Here is a 19363-nt window from a genome sequence, read left to right as displayed (position 1 = left end):
GCGCCCATGCGGGTGCTGCTGGTGGAGGACGACGAGCCGATCGCGGAATCGCTCACACGCGGGCTGTCGCGGTACGGGTTCGAGGTGCGGTGGGTGCGGACCGGGGCCGAGGCGCTCGACGCGGGCGACTTCGCGCTGGTGCTGGTCGACCTCGGCCTGCCCGACATGGACGGCCTCGACGTGTGCCGGGAGCTGCGGGCCCGCGGTGACGTGCCGATCATCGTGATCAGCGCGCGGTCCGACGAGGTCGACCGGGTGGTCGGGCTGGAGATCGGCGCCGACGACTACGTCACCAAACCGTTCGGCGTGCGGGAGGTCGTGGCACGCATGCGCGCGGTGCTGCGGCGCGTTCAGCCCGCCAGGTCCGAACCTGAGCCGGACGAGCAGCACGGGCGGTTGCGGATCGACCGGCGCGGGCGGCGGGTGCACCTCGACGGCTCCGAGGTCGACCTCACGCCGAAGGAGTTCGACCTGCTGGTGTTCCTCGCCGAGGAGCCCGGGGCGGTGTTCACCCGCGAGCAGATCATGGAGGCGGTGTGGGACGAGAACTGGTTCGGCCCCACCAAGACGCTGGACGTGCACGTGGGCGTGCTGCGGCGCAAGCTCGGTGACGCGGCGTCGCTGGAAACCGTGCGCGGGGTGGGCTTCCGGCTGGTGCTCACGTGATCCGCCAACTCGTCTGGAGCTACGTGCTGCTGGTCACGGTGGCGATCGCGGCGTTCACGGTGCCGGTGGCGTTCACGTTGAACGAGCAGCTCTACGGCGACGCGGAGAACATCGCGGGCCGGGAGGCCACGACCGCCGCCCTGCTGCTCGCTTCCGGTGACATCCGGTCGTTGAACGCTCTCGTGGACGCGTACGAACGGCAGACGCCCGGCCGCATCGACGTCCTCGGTCCTGACGTGCCCGAGGGCAAGCACTGGGACTCCGAGGGCCTGAAGCTCGTCGTGCAGGCCAAGAAACCCGACGGCACGGTGGTCGGCGCGATCCGGCTGTCCTATCCGGACGGTCCCATCGTCGACCGGCTCTGGCAGATCTGGGGATTCCGCGCGGCGCTGGCCGTGGGCGTGCTGATCGTGGCCGCGTTCCTCGGGCTGTGGCTCGCCCGGCGGGTCACCCGGCCGTTGCGGGAGCTGACCGGGATGGCGGCGCGGTTGCGCGACGGCGACCTGACCGCGCGGGCGGAGGAGACCGGTCCGCCGGAGACCCGCACGCTGGCGCGGACGCTGAACACCGCGACCGAGACGATCGACACGCTGGTCGGGTCGCAGCGTGCGTTCATCGGTGACGCGTCGCACCAGCTGCGCACGCCGCTGACGGCGCTGCGGCTGTCGCTGGACAACGTGGCCGACGGCGTCGACGACCCGCACGTCCGCGAGGACGTCGAGATGGCGACCGCCGAGGTTGTGCGGATGTCCCGACTGGTCAACGGTTTGCTGGCACTGGCACGGGCCGAGGCCAACGTCGCCCACCCCGAACCGGTGCAGGTGCTCGACGTCGTCGCCGAACGGTTCACCGCGTGGCGTGCGGCCGCCGACGAACGGTCGATTTCGTTGGTGTCCGAGGGGGCCCACATCCGGGTGCTCGCGACGCCGGGGCACCTGGAGCAGGTGCTGGACAACGTGCTGTCCAACGCGCTCGAGGTGTCCCCGGACGGCGCCACGATCCTCGTCCGCACCACCCGGCCGGGGCTGCTGGAGATCATCGACTCCGGGCCGGGCCTGCCGGAGGCCGAGCGGGCGCGGGCCTTCGACCGGTTCTGGCGTGGTCAGGGCCTGACCGGCAAGGGCGGCTCGGGGCTCGGCCTCGCGATCGTGAAGCAGCTCGTCACCGACGACGGCGGCACGGTCTCGCTGGACGCCGCGGCCGGTGGCGGGTTGTGCGTGCGGATCACGCTTTCTCCGGCATAGCCGACGAGTGGTGGTTCACGATGAGCCACCTGCCGTCGATCTTCTCGTAGACGAACGTGTAGCGGGCGTCCACAGTGGTCGGCTTGCCGTCCCTGGTCAGCGCGAACCGGTAGGTGCCGGCGTCGATCGCGTCGTCGGCGTCGAGCACGGCGACGTGCGAGTCGAGGATCGTGCCGCTCGGCTTGTTCTGCAGGAAGTGCTCGAAGTAGTCGACGATCTCGGCGCGGTTGGACCGCACCTTGTTCGACACCGTCGGCAACAGGACCGCGTTCGGAGCGTAACGGTCGGCCACCTTCTGGGCGTCACCCGTGGCGAGGGCAGCGTTCCAGTCCGCGAACAGCGCCTTGATCTGCTCGGTCGTCGGCATCGCGTCCTGCTTCGGCGCCTCGGCGGCGTTGCCGGTGCACCCGGTCACCAGCAGAGCGACTCCGGCCAGCGCCGCGACTCCGGCGATCTGCTTACGCATCGTTGTGCCCTTCCCGATCGTGTGGCTGTTGACAACCACTTTCGGGTAACGCGCGGAAGCGTCCGGGCAGGAGAAGTGCAAGGCGGGTACAAGCTTTCGGAAAGCCTGGTAAACGTGGACGTATGGGACTTCTCAGCGGAATGATGGGGAACGCGTCGAAGCTCGACCCGAGGGCGGCCGCGAGTGAGTTCGGACGGCTGCTGGCGCAGGGGGAACAGCTCCACGCGGCATATCAGCTGGTGCGCGATTCGTTCCTGTTCACCGACCGGCGGCTGATCCTGGTCGACAAACAGGGCATGACGGGCAAGAAGGTCGAATACCACTCGGTGCCGTACCGGGCCATCACGCAGTTCTCGGTGGAGACCGCCGGCCACTTCGACCTGGACGCCGAGCTCAAGATCTGGGTGTCGAGCAGTGACGTGCCGATCTCCAAGCAGTTCGGCAAGGGCGTCGACGTCTACGAGGTGCAGGCGCTGCTGGCGGCGTTCGTCGCGCGGTAGGACTGGTCCGAGGTCCTCGTCTGGCTGATGCTGGTGGCCGTCCTGGGCTGCGAGCCGAGCGCGACCGCGATCTCGGCCAGTGCCACGAGCAGCGCGGTGACCAGGTGGCTGGTGTCGAGCAGGATGTTCAGGGCGGTCAGGGCCGCGGGCGCGAACCGGCTGCGGACCAGCACTCGCGTGATGACGGTGGCGCAGCGGGTGGTGGACATTTCCGTTCCCTTCCAAGGATTTTCCCTTCACAACTACGTCGAACCACCGACCGCCGTTTCGACATGCCGAGCAGAAAAACCGGCTGCGCAACGAAAAATCCCCCGCGGGCACGGTGCCCGCGGGGGATTTCGCTTGTGGGGTCTAGCGAGCCTGCAGCATCGGGCGGAACCTGTCGCGGTACGTCCACGCCAGCCCGATCTCGGCGGCGACCACGAGGACGGCCATGACGATGCCGCTCGGCTCCAGGAAGACGTGGAACAGGAAGATGTTCACGACCATCGGAGCCAGCATCGCGAGTGCCAGCGGGACGTACCGGCCGACGAACAGCAGCACACCGGACACCAGCTGCACACCCGACGCGAGCTGCAGCATGTACCCGGTCGCGAACAACGCACCGCTGAACGCCACACCCTCGGGCGCCATCGTGCTCGGATCCGGCGCGGGCATGAACATCAGGAACCCGTTCAGGCCGGTCGTGGCGAACAGCAGACCGGTCAGCACGCGCGTGACGATCGTGGCGTAACGGCCGATGGCGAACTTGCGGGTCTGGGTGGCGGTAACGGTGGCCATGATGCTTTCCTCCTGGGCTCTCGTGTCCTTCCACTGATGCGTCGAACGGCCACCACCCCGGATCGACAACGAGCCCAGAAAATCTTCAAAAGCTTCGCCTCGGGTCGTTTGCGCTGGTCAGAGGGTCACTGGACGCGAGCTGCCCTGACGATCTCGGCGACCGGGCTGAGCTTCAGCCAGTCCGGCAGGCCGCGCACCACCCAGCGCGGGCCGGTCAGCTCGACGGTGCCCGCGCGCACGGCTTCGAGCAGGCCGAACTCGCCCTCCCACACGCGGTAGAGCGTCGCGATGTCGGACGCCAGCACCGCGTCGACCTCCAGGCCGGGGTCGGTGTAGCAGACCGAGGCCTCACCGGGTTCGACGACGAGCCAGAACGTGCGGCGCCGGTCGTTGATGCGGATCTCGATGTTCGCGCGGCGGCTCAGCGTGCCGGTGTCGATGCGGCCGTGCATCCACCACATCAGCAGCTCCGGGTCGAGCTCCTCGGCGCGCGGGTCGCCGAACGCGTACCGCGCTCCCCAGTCGGCGAGGCCGAACACCAATGGACGCAACGCTTCCCCGGCCGGGGTGAGCGCGTAGCCGTCGCCGGTGCGCTCGACCAGGCCGGCGGTCGCGAGCTGCCTGAGCCGCCCGGACAGCAGGGCGCGGGAGAGGCCCGGCAGGCCGCGGGAGATCTCGTTGAAGCGCGAGGCACCGATGAGCATGTCCCGCACGATCAGCAACGTCCACCGGTCGCCCAGCACCTCTACAGCGCGGACGATCGGGCAGTACTGCGCATACGTCCTCACGGGTCCGACCTCCGCTCACCGACAGCGTCTCCGGGCGCTCGACGGCACAGTGCATACATCCTCACCGGTCCGACCTCCGCTCACCGAGAACGTCTCCGGGCGCTCGACGGCACAGTGCATACATCCTCACCGGTCCGACCTCCGCTCACCGAGAACGTCTCCAGGCGCTCGACCGCACAGTGCACACGTCCTCACACCGGAAGTCTCCGCCGCGACGGGTGTTTCGTTACCGCCGTCCGGTTCACTTTCAGAACTACCTGCGAGCCTTGCGCGTTCTTACCTTCGTCGCATGACAACACTTGAGACACCACGGGTGACCGGCACGTTCCCGACCGCCACCAGACACGACGACACGAGGTTCGTGGCAATGGCCGCCCGCATCGGCGAGGTCGCGTCAGCCCACGCGCAAGAACACGACCGTGACGCCACGTTCGTGACCGAGGCGTACGAGGTGATGCGCGAGGAGGGCTACCTGGCGTTGGCCGTACCCGAGGAGCTGGGCGGTCTCGGCGCCACGATGCGCCAGGTCTGCTACGCGCAGGCCGAGCTCGCCCGGCACGACGGCGCGACCGCCCTCGCCGTCACGATGCACCTGTACCTGACGCTGATGCAGGGATATCGCCGCCGCAAGGGAGCCCCGGACGCGGAAGGCGTGCTGCGGCGCGTGGCCGAGGAAGGCCTGGTCATCGCGACGAGCGGCGGTTCGGACTGGCTGTGGCCCACGACGACGGCGACGCCGGTGGACGGCGGGTTCCTGGTGTGCGGGCGCAAGGCGTTCTGCAGCCAGTCGCCGCGGGCGAACGTCGTCGCCACGTCAGCGGTCCTGGGTGAGGAGGTGCTGCACTTCAGCGCGCCCCTCAACGCCGACGGCGTGCGCATCGAGGAAACGTGGGACACGCTCGGCATGCGCGGCACGGCGAGCCACGACGTCGTGATGGAGGACGTGTTCATCCCGGCCGAGAAGATCGCGGCCCGCCGCCCGTACGGGGAGTTCGGCGCGCCTCTCTTCGCCGCGACGGTTCACTTCGCGCCGGTGTGCGGGGCGACGTACTTCGGCATCGCGGCGGGTGCGCGGGACGTGGCCGTGAGGTCGACGTCGAAGAGCGCCGTGCGGCAGATCGGGTTGATGGACTACAAGCTGCGCACCGCGTGGTGGTCGTTGATGGGCTCGATCGAGGAGCTGGGCGACGACTACACGGCCGATGCCCAGTCACTCATCACGGTGATGCTCGCCAAGCGCCAAGCCGTCGTCGAGGCCGTCGAGGTCGTCAACCTCGCGATGGAGGTCCTGGGTGGACGGTCCTTCTTCAAGCGCTCGCCGCTGGAACGCGCCTACCGCGACGTCCGCGCCGGAACATTTCACCCGCTCACCCCGGAAGCCACACTCGTGTACGCGGGCAAGGTCGCACAGGGTGATCCCGGAGTAACGGAGTAGAACTCCCCTTGGACAGGTTCAAGTTGTAGGCCTCCCAAGGGTTTGCGAGTATGCGGGTCCGTCTCTTCCCGAAGGAGCGATTCCGGTGGCCACTCGCCTCAACCCGTACCTGCGCTTCGACGGCTCCGCGCGTCAGGCGATGGAGTTCTACCAGTCGGTTCTCGGCGGCAACCTCACGATCAACACCTTCGCCGACTTCGGCATGCAGGACTCGCCGCAGGCCGACCAGATCATGCACGCCCAGTTGGAGACCGACGCCGGCTACACGCTGATGGCCTCCGACACGCCGCCGGGGATGTCGTACAACCCCGGCGACACCATGACGATCTCCCTGTCGGGCGACGACCCCGTGCTGCGCACGTACTTCGAGCAGCTCGCCGACGGCGGCAAGATCGGCACGCCGCTGGAGAAGCAGATGTGGGGCGACGAGTACGGCGACCTCACCGACAAGTTCGGCATCGCCTGGATGGTCAACCTCAGCACGCCACAGGCCTGACCTGGCGACGGCGGGGCCGTGGTGGTGGCCCCGCCCGCCGCGCTGACGCATCATGTGGACCATGAGCGAGCGTCTGCGCGGTGTGGTCGACCAACTCGCGATCCAGCCCTGCGACCGGGTGCTGGAGATCGGCTGCGGACAGGGCGTGGCCGCCACCATGGTGTGCCAGCTGCTGTCCACCGGCACGCTCACGGCGATCGACCGGTCCACGAAGATGGTCGAGGCCGCCACCCGCCGCAACGCCGTCCACGTGGCGTCGGGCAGGGCGGAGTTCCTCATCGCGTCGCTGGAGGACATGAACCTCGGCGACCGCCGGTTCGACCTGGTCTTCGCCGTGCGGGTCGGGTCGTTCCACCGCGAGCCGGAGCGGGCGCACGACTTGCTGCGGCCGTGGCTCGCGCCGGGTGCGCGGGTGCGCTCGTTCTTCGACGTACCCGTTTAGATCCGGCCGAACAGATCGGTGATCAGCTTCTTCGCGGGCTCCACGCCCGCCGGTGACATCACTTCGATCTGGGTCTTGCCCTTGCGTGCGGCGACTGTGTGCTGGGCGGTCTCCGCTCCGCCCGCAGTGACCTCGTAGGCCTCGTCCTGGAAGCCGGTGATGGCCTTGGCCTTCTCCGGCTTGCTCTTGGCGAACGACGCGGCGGTGGCGTTCGTCGTGAACCGCACCTCGACCGGCATGCCCGAGCCGACGTACGTGCAGGTCGTGACCGTCTTCTCGACGGACTCCTGCTGCCCCTGCAACCGCAGGCCGAGCGCCTTGCCGACGACGGACGAGTTGGCGTTGGCGCAGTTCGGGCCGTTGCCAGGGGTCTGGTCGGCGGTGGTCGGGGTGGTGGGGGTCTGCTGCGGGGCGGCCTCCGGGGTGGAGGTGCAGGCGGCGAGCAGGAACACGGCGGCGGCGGCGAGGAGGGTGATGCGCACATCGGTACATCGACGTGATCGGCACCGCGTTACCCCGATCCAGTGTCGCCCTGAGCACCTCGTCGACGCAGGCGTCCCAGTCGATCTCGCTGATGGTGCCGTTGAGGACCGTGACCGCGGCGTCGCACCTCATGGGGCTCACGCATGGAAGTCCGCCTGTTCGTTTGAGCGTCTTGCCGGGAGCGAGGCCCGAGGAACGGTCACAGCGCCGACCAAAGCCCCCACCGCCGCGACCACAGCCGCGCCCATGGCCGCGAAGTGCATCGAAACACTCTCCGCCACCCAAGGCCCGACGATCGCCCCGACGAGCGTCGCCACCGCCTCCACCGTCAGAAAAACCGCACTGACCCGACCGAGCTGATCGTTGTCCGTGCTCCTCTGCACCGCGGTCTGCGGCGCCACCACCGTGACCGACCCGAACGCCCCGATCACCACCGCGGCGGCCGCGGCAATCCCGAGCTCGCGCGCACTGAACAGCACCGCGAACCCACCCGCCGTCGCCAACTGCGCGCCCGCCAGCACAGTCCTCAGCTGAAGCCGATCCGACCACCGCACGAGCACCGCTCCACCCAGGAACCCGACGCCGAGCGCCGACAACACCACACCGACCTGGGTGCTGCCGCCGAGGTTCCTCATGCCGAACGGCACCAGCAACGCGCTCAGTGCGGCGTTGGCTGCCAGGAACACCCCGGTGAGCGGCAGCAGCACTCTTTCCAGCTGCCCCAAGGTTTTTGGCGCGAGTTTCTGCCGGTCGGCTTTCGGGGCGGAGGTTTTTCTCGTGCAGGCGATCGCCGCGGCGGAGATCAGGTAGCTCGCCACGTCCAGTCCTATGAGGACTTCGAAACCGGCCCACGCGAACAGAACTCCGCCGAGCAGCGGTCCGGCCAAGCGCACGACCCCGTCGGTGACGGCGTTCCACGAGTTGGCTCTGGTCAGGGCTGTTCCCGTGCCCACCACAGCCGGGACGTGCGCCTGAGCCGCGGGCCTGAACGCCACTGCCCCAACGCTTTCCGCGACGACCGCCGCGTAGATCGCGGTCGGTGTGCCGATGAGCATCGCCGCGACCGCCCCCGCGCGGAAGAGGTCGGCCGTGATCATCACCCGCCTTCGGTCCCACCTGTCGACGAGCATCCCGGCCACCGGACCGAGCACCAACGCCGGCAGGTATTCGGCCGCGAGCGTCATCCCGGTCGCGAACACCGAGCCGGTCAGCTCGAACACGTGAGCCGGTACCGCCACGACCAGCATCCACGAACCGAGCAGGCTGATCGTCCGTCCGCTCCACAGTAATCGGAAGTCCCCCCGAACACTCATACTGACAAGATAGAGACAGCTCGGCTGTGTTCTGTCAAGATAGCGGTCGTGGACTCACTCGGACCTGCGCTTCGCGCTCTTCGTCAGGCCAGCGGTCGCACCGTCGCCTCGGTCGCCGCTGATGCCGGGCTTTCTGTGCCGTACATCGCGAACCTCGAGAACGGGCGGGGGAATCCGACTACCGGTGCCCTTGCTCGGTTGGCGAGTGCGCTGGGGACCGAGCTGCGGATCTCGTTCGGAGATGGGGAGGAGAAGCCTGTGCCGGTGCCTGCTTCGCTGGTACGGGTGCGGCGCACTGAGCGGTTTCGGCGGGTGGTGGCCGAGATTGGGGCCGATCCGGCGGATGTCGTGGCTGCGTTGGCTGCGGTTGGGGCGGTGGTGGAGGCCGGGGAACAGGATTGGTGGCGGATGCTTGACGCGATGGTGTTGATTGCTCGGCATCCGGCTTGAGGGGCTGTTGTTGGGGACTGGCAGTTGTGTGGGGATGCACTTGTAGTAGAGCGTCGCGGCTTGGTTGTGCTCCGTTGAGTCGGTGCTCGTCACCGAAAGCCCGCATGGTCGCGCTCTCACACACGTCGCTGCCGAGATGGCGGTAGAGAAATGCCGACGCAAACGTTTGCTGATCACACCAACTGCTACCAACCGTGCAGGTGGCAGCCATGAGTGCGCGATCTTCATGATCGAAGCGCGGCTGCCTGTCGGCATCACTCGGACTCTCAGCTTTGCGGGGCTAGCGTCGGCACCGAAGGGGGCGAGATGAAGATCGTGATTCCGGGCGGTACAGGTCAGGTCGGTGGCGTGCTGCGCAGGGCGTTGGGGGCGGCTGGGCATGAGGTGGTGGTCATCGGCAGGAGCAGCGGGGTGCGCTGGGACGGGCGGACGATCGGGGCGTGGGCCGAGGAGGTCGACGGTGCGGACGTGGTGATCAACCTGGCCGGGCGGAGCGTGAGCTGTCGGTACACCAGGGAGAACCTCGACGAGATGATGCGGTCGCGGGTCGAGTCGGCGCGGGTGGTCGGGGAGGCGATCGCGCGAGCAGGCAAGCCGCCGAAGGTCTGGCTGCAGATGAGTACGGCGACGATTTATGCGCATCGGTTCGATGCGCCCAACGACGAGGCGACCGGGGTCATCGGCGGCCACGAAGAAGGCGTGCCGGGATATTGGGCGTTCAGCGTCGAGATCGCGAAGAACTGGGAAGCGGAGCTCGAGAGGGCGGACACTCCGCGCACGCGCAAGGTCGCGATGCGGGCCGCGATGGTGATGAGTCCGGACCGGGGTGGGGTGTTCGACTACCTGTCGTGGCTGGCTCGGCTCGGGCTGGGTGGGGCCGTTGCGGGTGGGCGGCAGTACGTGTCGTGGATTCATGACGACGACTTCGTGCGGGCGGTCGCGTTGCTGATCAGGGAACCTATTGAGGGGGCGGTGAACCTGGCGGCGCCGGAGCCGTTGCCGCAGAAGGATTTCATGCGGGAGCTGCGGGAGGCTTGGGGCAGGCCGGTCGGGTTGCCCGCGACGCGGTGGATGGCGGAGATCGGGGCGTTCGCGATCAGGAGTGACACCGAGTTGCTGCTCAAGAGTCGCAGGGTCGTTCCTGGGCGCCTCAACGAGGCCGGGTTCGAGTTCCACTTTCCGAAGTGGGGGGCTGCGGCGCAGAATCTGGTCGAGCGCAGGAGGTGAGATGCCGAGGATCAACGACGTCGGAGGGATGGACGGGTTCGGGCCGGTGGTCGAGGAGCTGGACGAGCCGGCGTTCCACGCGGACTGGGAGGCGCACGTGTTCGCGATGAACCGGGCGCTGATCGGGCGCGGAGTCTACAACCTGGACGAGTTCCGGGACGCGGTGGAGCGGACGATGTCGCACGAGTCGTCGTACTACGAGAACTGGTTCCGGGCGATCCAGACGCTTCTCGAGGAGAAGGGGCATGTCTGAGCGGTTCCGGGTGGGCGATCGGGTGAGAACGTCCACTGTGGACCCTGATCACCACACGCGGCTGCCGAACTACGTGCGTGGACGGGTGGGCACCGTCGTCGACAGCGATGGGGTGCAGCCGCTGGCGGACCTCAGGGCGCAAGGGGTTGAGCGGCCGCAGCCGGTTTACGTGGTGCGGTTCACCGCGCGGGAACTGTTCGGGCACGGGGATCACACGGTGACACTGTCCCTTTGGGAGGATTACCTCAGCGATGAGTGACGATCACGACGACTCGCCGATCGCAGCACGGGTGCGAGAGCTGGAAGCGGTCCTGGAGGAGAAGGGGCTGCTGGACTCGGCGGAGCTCGACCGGGCGCTGGAGGCGTTCGCGCACAAGGCCACGCCTGCCAACGGGTTTCGGATCGTGGCGCGGGCGTGGGTGGACGAGGAGTTCAAGGCGAGGTTGCTCGACGACGCGAACTCGGCGTTGCCGGCGATCGGGTTGTCGATGGGCGGTGGGCTGCAGGTGCAGCGGCTGCGCGTGGTGGAGAACACCGAGAAGGTGCACAACGTGATCGTGTGCACGTTGTGCAGCTGCTATCCGATCGCGCTGCTCGGGCCGTCGCCCACCTGGTACAAGAGTCCGGCCTACCGGTCGAAGGTGGTGAGTCATCCGCGTGAGGTGCTGAAGCAGTTCGGGTTCGAGCTGCCGGACGACACCGAGATCCAGGTGTGGGACGCGAACGCGGAGACGCGGTACATGGTGTTGCCGCGGCGACCGGAGGGCACCGAGGGCCTGTCCGAAGAGGAGCTTGCCAGCAAGGTGACGCGCAACGGGCTGATCGGCACGGCAGCGGTGTGAAAAGGGGCCGCCCCCAACGGAGTGGGGGCGGCCCGGGCCGAACTACACGTTCTTCATGATGTTGTCGATCGCCTTGCCGAGCTGCGCGTACTTCTGGGTGTACAGCACGGGGTACACGCCGGGCGGGTCGGCCGGGCGGTTGGCGTCGACGTAGTCGGTACCGAGGTTGCAGAACACGACGACGATGTAGTTGCGCTTGTCCTTGCCGCGGAACGACTTCACGATGCCCGCGTCGGAACCGGTGGTGTCGACCCAGCCGGTCTTGTGCGCGAAGGTCACCTCGGCGGCCTCGTTGCACGGGCGGACGTCACGGTCGTAGATCGCGTCACCGACCTTCACGGTGCCGTCCGGCTGGATCCAGCGCGACGGCACCTGCTGCGGCAGGCCCTGCACCGGGTAGTCGCGGCCGCACCAGTTCGGCGTGGACAGCATCTCGTTGTGGCCCTGGCCGAGCAGCGTCTCCTGGAAGAACTTCCGGGAGGAGGTCGACAGCTCGTTCCTGGTGATCTGCTTGCCCTTGTCGGTCGTCCACAGCACACCGGGGCCGCCGTTGACGAGCAGCAGGAGCTTCGCGGTGTCGAGGCCGCTCATGTTCGAGCCGATCCAGCGGCCACCGTTGCCGGGAATGGTGCCGGTGACCATCAGCGTCGGCATGCCGAGGTCGACGAACGACTGGTTCACGGCGTCCCACGCGTTGAGGTCGTGGATCATCTTGATCAGCGCGCAGGTCGACTCGTTCTGCGACTTGGTGATCATCTCGTCGAAGTGCTGGCGGATCTTCTTCACCGACGGTCCGCCGCACGCCGCGCGCACCGGGTTCGGGTCGTAGGTGTAGTCCGCGTCGAGGTTGACCTTGCCCTGGTCCGCCAGGCGCAGCACACCGAAGCCCACCATCAGCTTCAGCACCGACGCCGGGTACGGCGAGGAGAAGTCGACCGGCGCGTTCTCCCGGCCGGCCAGCACGTCACGCGTGCCCTTGCCACCGTTGACGTCCCATTCGGTGTCGTCCCACCAGCGGTACCGGACCTGGTCGGTCGACAGACCGGAACGCTTGACCGGCACGACGACGCCGTTCGGGTACTGCGGGCTGAGCAGCACGTTCGCCACTGACTTCGGCCGGCCGATCGGGTCGAGCTCGATGATCGCCGCGTCCATGTTCGGCGTCTGGTGCAACGGCTTGCCCGCCGCCTCCGCCGACAACGCCATCCGCGACTGAGCCCGCTTCATCAGCTCGGCGGGGGTCTGGTCGTACTTCTCCCGAGGTCCTGCCGACCTGGCCGTCGCCGCAGCCACAGTGGACTCCGGCGGGGTCAGGTCGATGACGTCCTTGAAGTTCTGCGCGACGATCGCCTCGCGCAGCCGCTCCGCCAGCTTGAGGTGGCTGTCTTCCGCAGCCACCGCCGGTGCCACGGTGGCACCTGTCAGCGTGAGCGCGGTGCACAGCACGGTGAACCGCTTGAGCTTCATTCACTTCCCCAGTCGAGTGGATCTGACACGGTTGTACTCTGCAGCGGAGATCCTAACCAGCAAGCGCTTTCCCCTGTGGCACCAAGGGGGCGTTCTCGACCGACCACACCGACCGCGAGGCGGCCATCGCGGCGGTGGCGACCAGCTGGATCACCGCACAACCGACCAGGGTCGCCGTGACACCGGCGGCACCGGACACCGGCCCGACCACGAGCTGGGCCAGCGGTACCGCCGCCAGCGACCCGAGCATGTCGTAGGAGTAGACCCGCGCCAGCCGCTCGGCCGGAACGTGGTGCTGCAGCGAGGTTTCCCAGGCGACGCCGAACAGTTCCATGCAGACGCCGCAGGCGAACGAGGCGACCATGAGCAGCCACGGCGCCGGGTGCAGGGCGAGCGCCAGCGGCAGGCCCGCGAACGCCGCGATGCACACCACGCCGAGCAGCAACGCGCGCCGCACGCGCAGGCGCATCGCGACGAAGGCTCCGACGACCATGCCCGCGGTCTGGGCGGCCAGCACCAGACCCCACGTCTCGCGGCCGATCACGGTGTCCGCGATGACCGGGCCGAGGACCATCGTGCCGCCCGCGTACGCCGCGTTGACGAAGAAGAACGCCAGGACGACGAACCACACCCAGGTTCGCGACATGAACTCCGTCCAGCCGAGCCGCAGCTCGCTCAGCACGCCCGGCTTGTGCTCGGCGGCGACACGGGTGGCCGGCACGCGGACGAACGAGAACGCCAGACCGGCCAGGCCGAACGACACCGCGTCGACGACCAGGCCCCATCCCGGCCCTGCGAACGCGATCAGCAGACCGCCGAGCGACGCGCCCGCGATCATCGAGGAGTTCTGGGCGAGGCGCTGCAGGGCGTTGGCCGCCTGCCGCAGGTCGGCGGGCACCGTCTGTGGGGCCAGTGCCGCGGAGGCGGGGAACGAGAAGGCGCTCGACATGCCGTTGACCGCCGAAAGCACGACGAACGCGGGTACGGACACGTTTCCGGTCAGCACCAGGACGGCGAGCAGACCCTGGCTCGCCATGGACACCGCGGACGACCCCACGAGCACGAACTGCCGGGGCAGGCGGTCCGCGACGACCCCGCCCCACAGCAGGAACACCAGGTTCGCGATGGAACGCGTCGCCACGACGACACCGAGCGTCGTGACGGACTGGGTCACGTCCCGCACCGCGAACACGAGCGCGATCTGCGCCATCGAGCTGCCCGCCGTGCTCGTCACACGGGCCGTGAGCAGCCACCGAAAAGCTGGATGCGCCAATGGCGCAAAAGAATCCCCCATGAACCGCAACGTACCGCAGCGGGAGCCGCCCGGCCTGGGGGTCGAGCGGCTCCCGCGCTATCGCACCCTCGGGTGCGAAGAGGCGATGACCACCGCGGCGGCGACGGTCACCAGGTTCTTCAGGATGTACTGGGCTTCGAAGGACGCCTGCAGCGGACCGGCCCACATCTCGCCGGGGAACAACACCAGCGGTGTCGACACCAGCACGACGTGACCGATCAGCAGGACCGCGCACAGTCGTGGTGCGCGGAAGCTCAGCAGAACCAGTGCGATCCCGATTTCCGTGATCGCGGCACTCAATCTCGCCAAATCCCCGTGGATGATCCCGAACGTCAGCGCGGACACCGTGCGTTCGACGAGATCCTGGGCAGGGCTGCCACCGGGAAAGAGCTTCAGCACGCCGAACCAGAGATACACGATCCCCAGTCCGATGCGAAGCAGCGGAATTCCCGCGTCACTCGCGAAACGGGTGATGCGTTCTTCCGTGCTTTCGCGGCGTGTGGTTTCCGGACGCAACATCGATCTCCCTCTCCTGTCTGACTGCCACCACCCAGCCAGACAGGAGGAGCGAGGAAGATCAGTTGCCGGGCGCCGGCTGCGGGTCCCCGAGCGGGTTCAGCAGGTCGGCCTTGCCCTCGAAGGCGAACAGCAGCAGGTCGACCATGCGGAACGTGCTGGAGTCCGGGCCGAGCGTGGGCCGCCAGTACGGCGAGCGCACGATCGAGATCCGGCTGCCCTCCATCGCGCGGTGGAAGACCTCGGCGGTGATCCGCCCGCCGACCGGGCCCATGCGTCCGTTGCCGATCTCCGCCTCGCGCAGGATGTAAAACCACAACGGGGTCGCCTCGACCAGCCTGGCCTGCTGCTCCTCGGACAGCCCGTCGACGACGGCGCCGCCGTTGCCGACCAGGATCTGCTCGGCCGTGAGCGGCTCGACGCCGAACAGCTCGGCGATCTGCTGCCCGCTGGCGAGCTCCATCATCGAGGCCCTGGTCAGGTTCCGGAACGCGAGGTTGCGCTCGATCTCCCGGAACGCCGTGCCGCGGCCGCCGAACGTGCCGGCCGGCAGCTGCGTCAGCGGGTCGACCAGCAGCGTGTCGATCCGCTTGGTGACGTTGCCGCCACCGAACTCGGCGGGCGGAACCAGGTCGTCGCGCTCCGCCTCGGTGAAGTCGTACAGCCGCCGGAAGTCCGCGATCCAGTTGCTGGGCAACGTGAACAGCGGGCCCCGGTTGACGTCGTCGAGGTCGGCGGGCGTCGCGGAGCTCGGGTCGAAGTTGCCGCTCACCCCGGTGAAGGTGAACAGCAGGAACAACGACGCGATCCCGCCGGGACCGGTCGAGTTGAACACGCGGTTCCACTGGTACGCGCCACGGACCTGGCTGTGGCCGAAGCGGTACGACGCGACCGAGAACTCGATCGGCATCGTCGGCGTGTTGTCCCGGCCGTGGTGCTTGCCGGGCACCTCGAAGAACTTGCGGCCGTTGGTGAAGACGTCGTCCACGATGGCCGGGTCGATGATCCGCGGCAGGTGGTCGGTCTTCAGCATCCACTGGTAGTGCCGCACCACGAGCTCCTTGGCGGCGCGGAAGAGCCGCTCACCCGTGAGGCCGGTGAGCGCGAGCTCGTCGACCACGCGGTTGTGGAAGCGGATGAACGCGAGGTGCGTCTGCGCCACCACGAGGTTCTCGTCGTTGCGGGAGTCCGGGATCAGCGGGAGCCGCCGATCCGCCGCGGTGCCGGCCGTCCCGCCGCGGCGCGGCAGGTCGAAGCCCTCGAACGGGACGTTGGTGCCCTCGTCCGGGAACGGCACCGGCGTGGTGGTGCCGACCTTGAGCTTCACGCCGTCCTCCGCGTAGAAGACCTGGTCGTCCTTGTCGCGCGGACCGCGGCCGTAGACCGAGTCGAGGTCCAGCGCCGGTGACCGGCCCTGCATCAGCTCGTCGAGGTTGACGTCCTGGCCGAGCTGCGACTCGGTCCGGTCCATCGTGAGGTCGTGGTCGACGAACTGACCGAGGTAGGTGAACCCGGCCGGGACGGCGGGATCCGCCGAGTCGGGCTGCGGGACGTTCGAGGTGATCGCGGTCGCGAGGGCAACCCGCGTCTCCTCGTCCGTTCGCGGGCCCTTCGGCCCCAGTCGCGAGAACCGGAATCTGCGCAACTCCTCCGCCGTGGAGGGCTGACGCGTGGTGGCCTCACCTCTGTCGTCGATTTCCAGCACACCTTCGCCCACGACGAAGAAACTGTCGCGTACGTGCCTCTTCATATAATCCCCCTGTATCCCCTCTTCCAGGCAACCTGTTCTCCCCAACAAGCACCTGCCCCACAGCCAAGTCTCCAGACGGACGAAATTACCGTCGAAGGTTTTGGTCACAACCAAAACGTCGTCACCCAGTGGATACGAGATGGTCCGAAATTCGCGAACACCGGCAGTTCCGCCATCTCCCCCGCCTATGTCTCAGCTGTGTCGTGGTACGCGTTCGCGCCGAGAACCAATTGATCTTTTCGGCCAGCGCGTCGGCGGTCAGGCCTTTCACGCCGACGCTCGGACCCGCTTCGAGATCTTCGACTTTGGCGGCGGTCAGCGCCCCACGCACGCTGTAGCCCGCGTGCGTCACGAACACCGGCGGCGGCTGCGAGAGAACTCCTGATGTCGTTGACTGGACAACTTGAAAACCGGTCAGCAGACCGCGTTTCGCCGCAGGCTGCGCGGGTACCACTGCGGGATGCTCGTTGTCACGGTCACCGAGTCGACGCCTGCCTCCACCACCCTCGTGGTTTCGGGGGAACTCGACACCTCCGGCGCGGAACGACTGCTCGCCCGGCTCGACCGCCTCCTCGACCAGGGTCACCGCTACGTCGCCCTGGACCTCTCCGCCGTTCCCTTCTGCGACTCCAGCGGCGTGTCCGCGCTCGTACGCGGACACGCCCGCGCCTCGGCCGCCGCGGGAGGGCTGCGACTGTCCGCCGCGTCCGCACAGGTGACACGGGTGCTCGAACTGTCGGGCCTCGCCAGGATGCTCGGCCTCAAGTCCTCAATGGACAGCCCCGTCGCATCAGGATGACCAGCTTGCCCGTCGTGTGTTCACGAACGAAGTCGGCGCACGCCCTCGGCCCCTCGTCGAGGGTGTAGCGACGGCTGATCGTCGCGCGCAGCGCACCGGTCGCGGCCGCCTCGGCGACTTCCCGCATGCCGCCCAGTTCACCGTCGAGGTCCAGCACGAACTCCAGGTCGATGTCGTGCCGTTCCTTCGCGGGCAGCGGGTAGGTGATGGTGAGTACGCGGCCGCCGGAGCGAACGGCCTGCTCGATCCTGGTCAGCCGGTCACCGGGTACGGCCAGGTTGAACGCCGCGTCCACCCCTCGCGGGTAGGCGTCGGTGTAGCCGATGGTGCGCGCGGCGCCGAGGTCGTGCAGCAGGGCGACGTCCGCCGCGGTGGCCGTGGCGATGACGTCGACTCCCGCCGCGGCGAGCAACGGGACGAGCGCCGTGCCGACCCCGCCGGTCGCGCCGACGACCAGTGCTGTCTCACCCGCTTTCGGTTGCGCTGTCAGGAAGAGCGCTCGCGCGGTCAGCCCTGTCGTCGCGAGCGCGGCCGCGTCCGCCACGTCCAGGCCTGGTGGCCGGTGCGCCAGCAACGGCGTGTCCGCCTCGAACACCGCGTACTCGGCGAGCGAGCCGGTGCTGAGCGACGGCCTGGTCGCGCCCGCCATCGCCTTCAGCACGCGCGGCACGGCCTGCCCGAAGATCTCGTCGCCCACCTTGAACGCCGTCACGCCGTCGCCGACCTCGGTGACAGTGCCGGCGAAGTCGTTGCCTGGCACATGCGGGAACTCCAGCGGCGTCATCTCCCGGTACTGGCCTCCCGGCAGGACGACGTCGGCCGGGTTGATCGAGGCCGCGGCGATGCGGACCTGAATCTGTCCAGGTCCTGGCCGCGGCACCGCGACGTCTGCCACCACGTAGTTCTCCGGCGGACCGTAGTCCGTCGCGACAACTGCTTTCACACTTCCCCCTGCTAAACGGACCGCTTGGTCACCTTAGCGTGCACGAAGCGGACCGCGCGGTCAACTTGTTAGCCTGGGCGACGTGTCTTTGCGTGCCGACGCGGCCAGGAACCGTTCGCTGCTGCTGGCGGCGGCCATCGAGGAGTTCGCCCTGCACGGCGTCGACGCGCCGGTGTCGGCGATCGCACGCCGGGCGGGACTGGGGAAAGGCACGGTGTTCCGCCACTTCCCCACGAAGGACGACCTGGTCGCGGCCATCGTCCTGGACCGGATCACGCGGCTGACCGAGCTGGCGACCGAGCTGGCCGAGGCCGACGACGCGGGCGCCGCCGTGCTGGAGTTCATGCGGTTCGCGGCGAGGCAACGGCAGCAGCTCGACCTGTCGTTCCTGTCCGGAGATCTGGGCTCCGAGGTGGCCGAGGCGCAGCAGAGGATGGCGCGGGCGATCACCGCGCTGGTCGACCGCGCTCGGGCCCAGGGCGCGCTGCGGCCCGATGTCACCGGCACCGACGTGATGCTGCTGATGTGCGTGCCGCAGGACGTGGTCAAGCACCTGCCGGACGCGCCGCCCGAACTGTGGGAGCGCTACCTCGCGATCCTGTTCGACGGACTGCGCCCGGAAGGCGCCCACCCACTGCCGGGGTTCTGACCGTCTACTTCGAACAGACCGTGCTCATGGCCTCGGCCAGCGCGTCCTCGTGCAACCGGTCGAGATGGTGCAGCACGACCGCCGACCGTTCCGCGATCGTCGCGTGGATCTCGCACCTCAGCGTGGGCTTGCGGAGCTGCTCGGTGTCCTTGAGCTCGGCGAGGATGTCCGTGGTGAGGCGGTCCAGGACCGGCCGCACCTCGGTGCCGAGGTCGGGGCGCCTCGACGGCACCTCCTCGGGATGCTCGGTCCAGCGCGCGTAGAGGCCGCGCTGCACCAGCTTGTTCGCCTCGATCTGGGCGCGGAAGAACCGTGCCGCGTTCTCGGGGTCGAGGTTCAGCTGCACGGCCTTGGTGCGCACGGTGTCGAGCACCTGCTGTTCGCGGGCCGGGTCGTCGATGGGCTGCGTGGTGCCGAACTTGGCCGCTGCCACCAGGTCCGCGACCTGGACGCGCTTGACCGCGAGATCGGTGAGATCACCGAGCGGACCCAGAGGGGTGAGCGATGCGGCGAGGGTGAGAGCTACCGCCAGCGTCTTCATGATCTCCAGAGGGTGCCAT

The 19363-nt window shown here is 68.4% G+C and carries 25 protein-coding genes; 13 read left to right on the top strand and 12 right to left on the bottom strand.

Going from position 1 to position 19363, the window contains the following annotated elements:
• The first annotated feature begins 6 nt into the window (after positions 1-6).
• Entirely contained in the window at positions 7-666 is a 660-nt protein-coding gene (locus tag JOD27_RS01875; protein ID WP_204760360.1) for a response regulator transcription factor, read from the top strand.
• Positions 663-1910: a sensor histidine kinase gene (locus JOD27_RS01870; protein ID WP_204760359.1), complete on the top strand. Its 1248-nt coding sequence runs from the start codon at positions 663-665 to the stop codon at positions 1908-1910. Before JOD27_RS01875 ends, JOD27_RS01870 begins: the two co-directional genes overlap by 4 nt.
• Here the strand turns inward: JOD27_RS01870 and JOD27_RS01865 are convergent.
• Positions 1891-2376 (bottom strand): SgcJ/EcaC family oxidoreductase, encoded by a 486-nt coding sequence (locus JOD27_RS01865; protein ID WP_204760358.1) that lies wholly within the window; start codon positions 2374-2376, stop codon positions 1891-1893. The two genes, JOD27_RS01870 and JOD27_RS01865, sit on opposite strands and share 20 nt — an antisense overlap.
• Before the next feature lie 122 nt (positions 2377-2498).
• On the opposite strand from JOD27_RS01865, the gene JOD27_RS01860 reads away from it, so the two are divergent.
• Positions 2499-2876, top strand: a complete 378-nt coding sequence (locus JOD27_RS01860) for a PH domain-containing protein (RefSeq protein WP_204760357.1) — start codon at positions 2499-2501, stop codon at positions 2874-2876.
• Here JOD27_RS01860 and JOD27_RS01855 read toward each other — a convergent pair.
• The 3 genes from JOD27_RS01855 to JOD27_RS01845 all read right to left on the bottom strand — a co-directional run bounded on the left by JOD27_RS01855 (position 2834) and on the right by JOD27_RS01845 (position 4444).
• Positions 2834-3085 (bottom strand): hypothetical protein, encoded by a 252-nt coding sequence (locus JOD27_RS01855; RefSeq protein WP_204760356.1) that lies wholly within the window; start codon positions 3083-3085, stop codon positions 2834-2836. The genes JOD27_RS01860 and JOD27_RS01855 overlap by 43 nt on opposite strands.
• A 142-nt stretch (positions 3086-3227) precedes the next feature.
• A complete protein-coding gene (locus tag JOD27_RS01850; protein ID WP_204760355.1) occupies positions 3228-3656 on the bottom strand; it encodes a hypothetical protein in 429 nt (142 codons plus the stop codon).
• Between the two features lie 125 nt (positions 3657-3781).
• Complete coding sequence (locus JOD27_RS01845) at positions 3782-4444, bottom strand: winged helix-turn-helix transcriptional regulator (RefSeq protein ID WP_204760354.1); 663 nt, start codon at positions 4442-4444, stop codon at positions 3782-3784.
• Between the two features lie 289 nt (positions 4445-4733).
• Here JOD27_RS01845 and JOD27_RS01840 point away from each other — a divergent pair, with 289 nt between their 5' ends.
• From JOD27_RS01840 to JOD27_RS01830, 3 genes are all read left to right on the top strand, one after another.
• Positions 4734-5879, top strand: a complete 1146-nt coding sequence (locus tag JOD27_RS01840; protein WP_204760353.1) for an acyl-CoA dehydrogenase family protein — start codon at positions 4734-4736, stop codon at positions 5877-5879.
• Positions 5880-5964: 85 nt separating this feature from the next.
• Complete coding sequence (locus JOD27_RS01835) at positions 5965-6375, top strand: VOC family protein (RefSeq protein WP_204760352.1); 411 nt, start codon at positions 5965-5967, stop codon at positions 6373-6375.
• A 61-nt stretch (positions 6376-6436) separates the two neighbouring features.
• On the top strand, positions 6437-6817 hold the full coding sequence (locus tag JOD27_RS01830; RefSeq protein ID WP_204760351.1) for a class I SAM-dependent methyltransferase: 381 nt from the start codon (positions 6437-6439) through the stop codon (positions 6815-6817).
• Here JOD27_RS01830 and JOD27_RS01825 read toward each other — a convergent pair.
• Together JOD27_RS01825 and JOD27_RS01820 are read right to left on the bottom strand one after the other, a co-directional pair.
• Positions 6814-7299: a hypothetical protein gene (locus JOD27_RS01825; RefSeq protein WP_204760350.1), complete on the bottom strand. Its 486-nt coding sequence runs from the start codon at positions 7297-7299 to the stop codon at positions 6814-6816. The genes JOD27_RS01830 and JOD27_RS01825 overlap by 4 nt on opposite strands.
• A gap of 138 nt (positions 7300-7437) precedes the next feature.
• Positions 7438-8613, bottom strand: coding sequence for an MFS transporter (locus tag JOD27_RS01820; RefSeq protein WP_204760349.1), 1176 nt, complete (start codon positions 8611-8613; stop codon positions 7438-7440).
• 48 nt (positions 8614-8661) lie between these two features.
• Between JOD27_RS01820 and JOD27_RS01815 the strand changes: the two genes are divergently transcribed.
• From JOD27_RS01815 to nthA, 5 genes are all read left to right on the top strand, one after another.
• Positions 8662-9063, top strand: coding sequence for a helix-turn-helix domain-containing protein (locus tag JOD27_RS01815; RefSeq protein ID WP_204760348.1), 402 nt, complete (start codon positions 8662-8664; stop codon positions 9061-9063).
• A 306-nt stretch (positions 9064-9369) separates the two neighbouring features.
• Positions 9370-10290, top strand: coding sequence for an epimerase (locus tag JOD27_RS01810; protein ID WP_204760347.1), 921 nt, complete (start codon positions 9370-9372; stop codon positions 10288-10290).
• Position 10291: 1 nt separating this feature from the next.
• Positions 10292-10543: an SH3-like domain-containing protein gene (locus JOD27_RS47105; protein WP_204760346.1), complete on the top strand. Its 252-nt coding sequence runs from the start codon at positions 10292-10294 to the stop codon at positions 10541-10543.
• Positions 10536-10802: an SH3-like domain-containing protein gene (locus JOD27_RS47100; RefSeq protein WP_204760345.1), complete on the top strand. Its 267-nt coding sequence runs from the start codon at positions 10536-10538 to the stop codon at positions 10800-10802. Before JOD27_RS47105 ends, JOD27_RS47100 begins: the two co-directional genes overlap by 8 nt.
• Positions 10795-11385, top strand: coding sequence for a nitrile hydratase subunit alpha (gene nthA / locus JOD27_RS01795; protein WP_204760344.1), 591 nt, complete (start codon positions 10795-10797; stop codon positions 11383-11385). Before JOD27_RS47100 ends, nthA begins: the two co-directional genes overlap by 8 nt.
• Positions 11386-11427: 42 nt before the next feature.
• On the opposite strand, the gene JOD27_RS01790 is transcribed toward nthA, so the two are convergent.
• Genes JOD27_RS01790 through JOD27_RS01775 form a run of 4 tightly spaced genes read right to left on the bottom strand, consistent with a single transcriptional unit; the run spans position 11428 to position 16412 of the window.
• Positions 11428-12852 carry a serine hydrolase gene (locus JOD27_RS01790; RefSeq protein WP_204760343.1) on the bottom strand — a complete coding sequence of 475 codons (1425 nt, stop codon included), beginning with the start codon at positions 12850-12852 and terminating at the stop codon, positions 11428-11430.
• A 52-nt stretch (positions 12853-12904) separates the two neighbouring features.
• Entirely contained in the window at positions 12905-14146 is a 1242-nt protein-coding gene (locus JOD27_RS01785) for an MFS transporter (protein WP_204760342.1), read from the bottom strand.
• 57 nt (positions 14147-14203) lie between these two features.
• Positions 14204-14665 carry a DoxX family protein gene (locus JOD27_RS01780; RefSeq protein WP_204760341.1) on the bottom strand — a complete coding sequence of 154 codons (462 nt, stop codon included), beginning with the start codon at positions 14663-14665 and terminating at the stop codon, positions 14204-14206.
• A gap of 58 nt (positions 14666-14723) precedes the next feature.
• Entirely contained in the window at positions 14724-16412 is a 1689-nt protein-coding gene (locus JOD27_RS01775; protein WP_204760340.1) for a peroxidase family protein, read from the bottom strand.
• A gap of 403 nt (positions 16413-16815) precedes the next feature.
• Here JOD27_RS01775 and JOD27_RS01770 point away from each other — a divergent pair, with 403 nt between their 5' ends.
• A complete protein-coding gene (locus tag JOD27_RS01770; RefSeq protein WP_204760339.1) occupies positions 16816-17211 on the top strand; it encodes an STAS domain-containing protein in 396 nt (131 codons plus the stop codon).
• Here the strand turns inward: JOD27_RS01770 and JOD27_RS01765 are convergent.
• The gene (locus tag JOD27_RS01765) at positions 17174-18154 is read right to left on the bottom strand and encodes an NADP-dependent oxidoreductase (protein ID WP_204760338.1); all 981 of its coding nucleotides are present in this window, start codon (positions 18152-18154) and stop codon (positions 17174-17176) included. The genes JOD27_RS01770 and JOD27_RS01765 overlap by 38 nt on opposite strands.
• An 82-nt stretch (positions 18155-18236) precedes the next feature.
• On the opposite strand from JOD27_RS01765, the gene JOD27_RS01760 reads away from it, so the two are divergent.
• Positions 18237-18803: a TetR/AcrR family transcriptional regulator gene (locus tag JOD27_RS01760; RefSeq protein WP_307829822.1), complete on the top strand. Its 567-nt coding sequence runs from the start codon at positions 18237-18239 to the stop codon at positions 18801-18803.
• Between the two features lie 4 nt (positions 18804-18807).
• Here JOD27_RS01760 and JOD27_RS01755 read toward each other — a convergent pair whose 3' ends face one another.
• Positions 18808-19344, bottom strand: coding sequence for a chorismate mutase (locus JOD27_RS01755; RefSeq protein WP_239566286.1), 537 nt, complete (start codon positions 19342-19344; stop codon positions 18808-18810).
• Positions 19345-19363 lie beyond the last annotated feature (19 nt).

Source organism: Lentzea nigeriaca (assembly GCF_016907955.1).
In the GTDB taxonomy this organism is placed as follows: Bacteria; Actinomycetota; Actinomycetes; order Mycobacteriales; family Pseudonocardiaceae; genus Lentzea; species Lentzea nigeriaca.
This window is presented reverse-complemented; position numbering and strand designations above follow the sequence as displayed.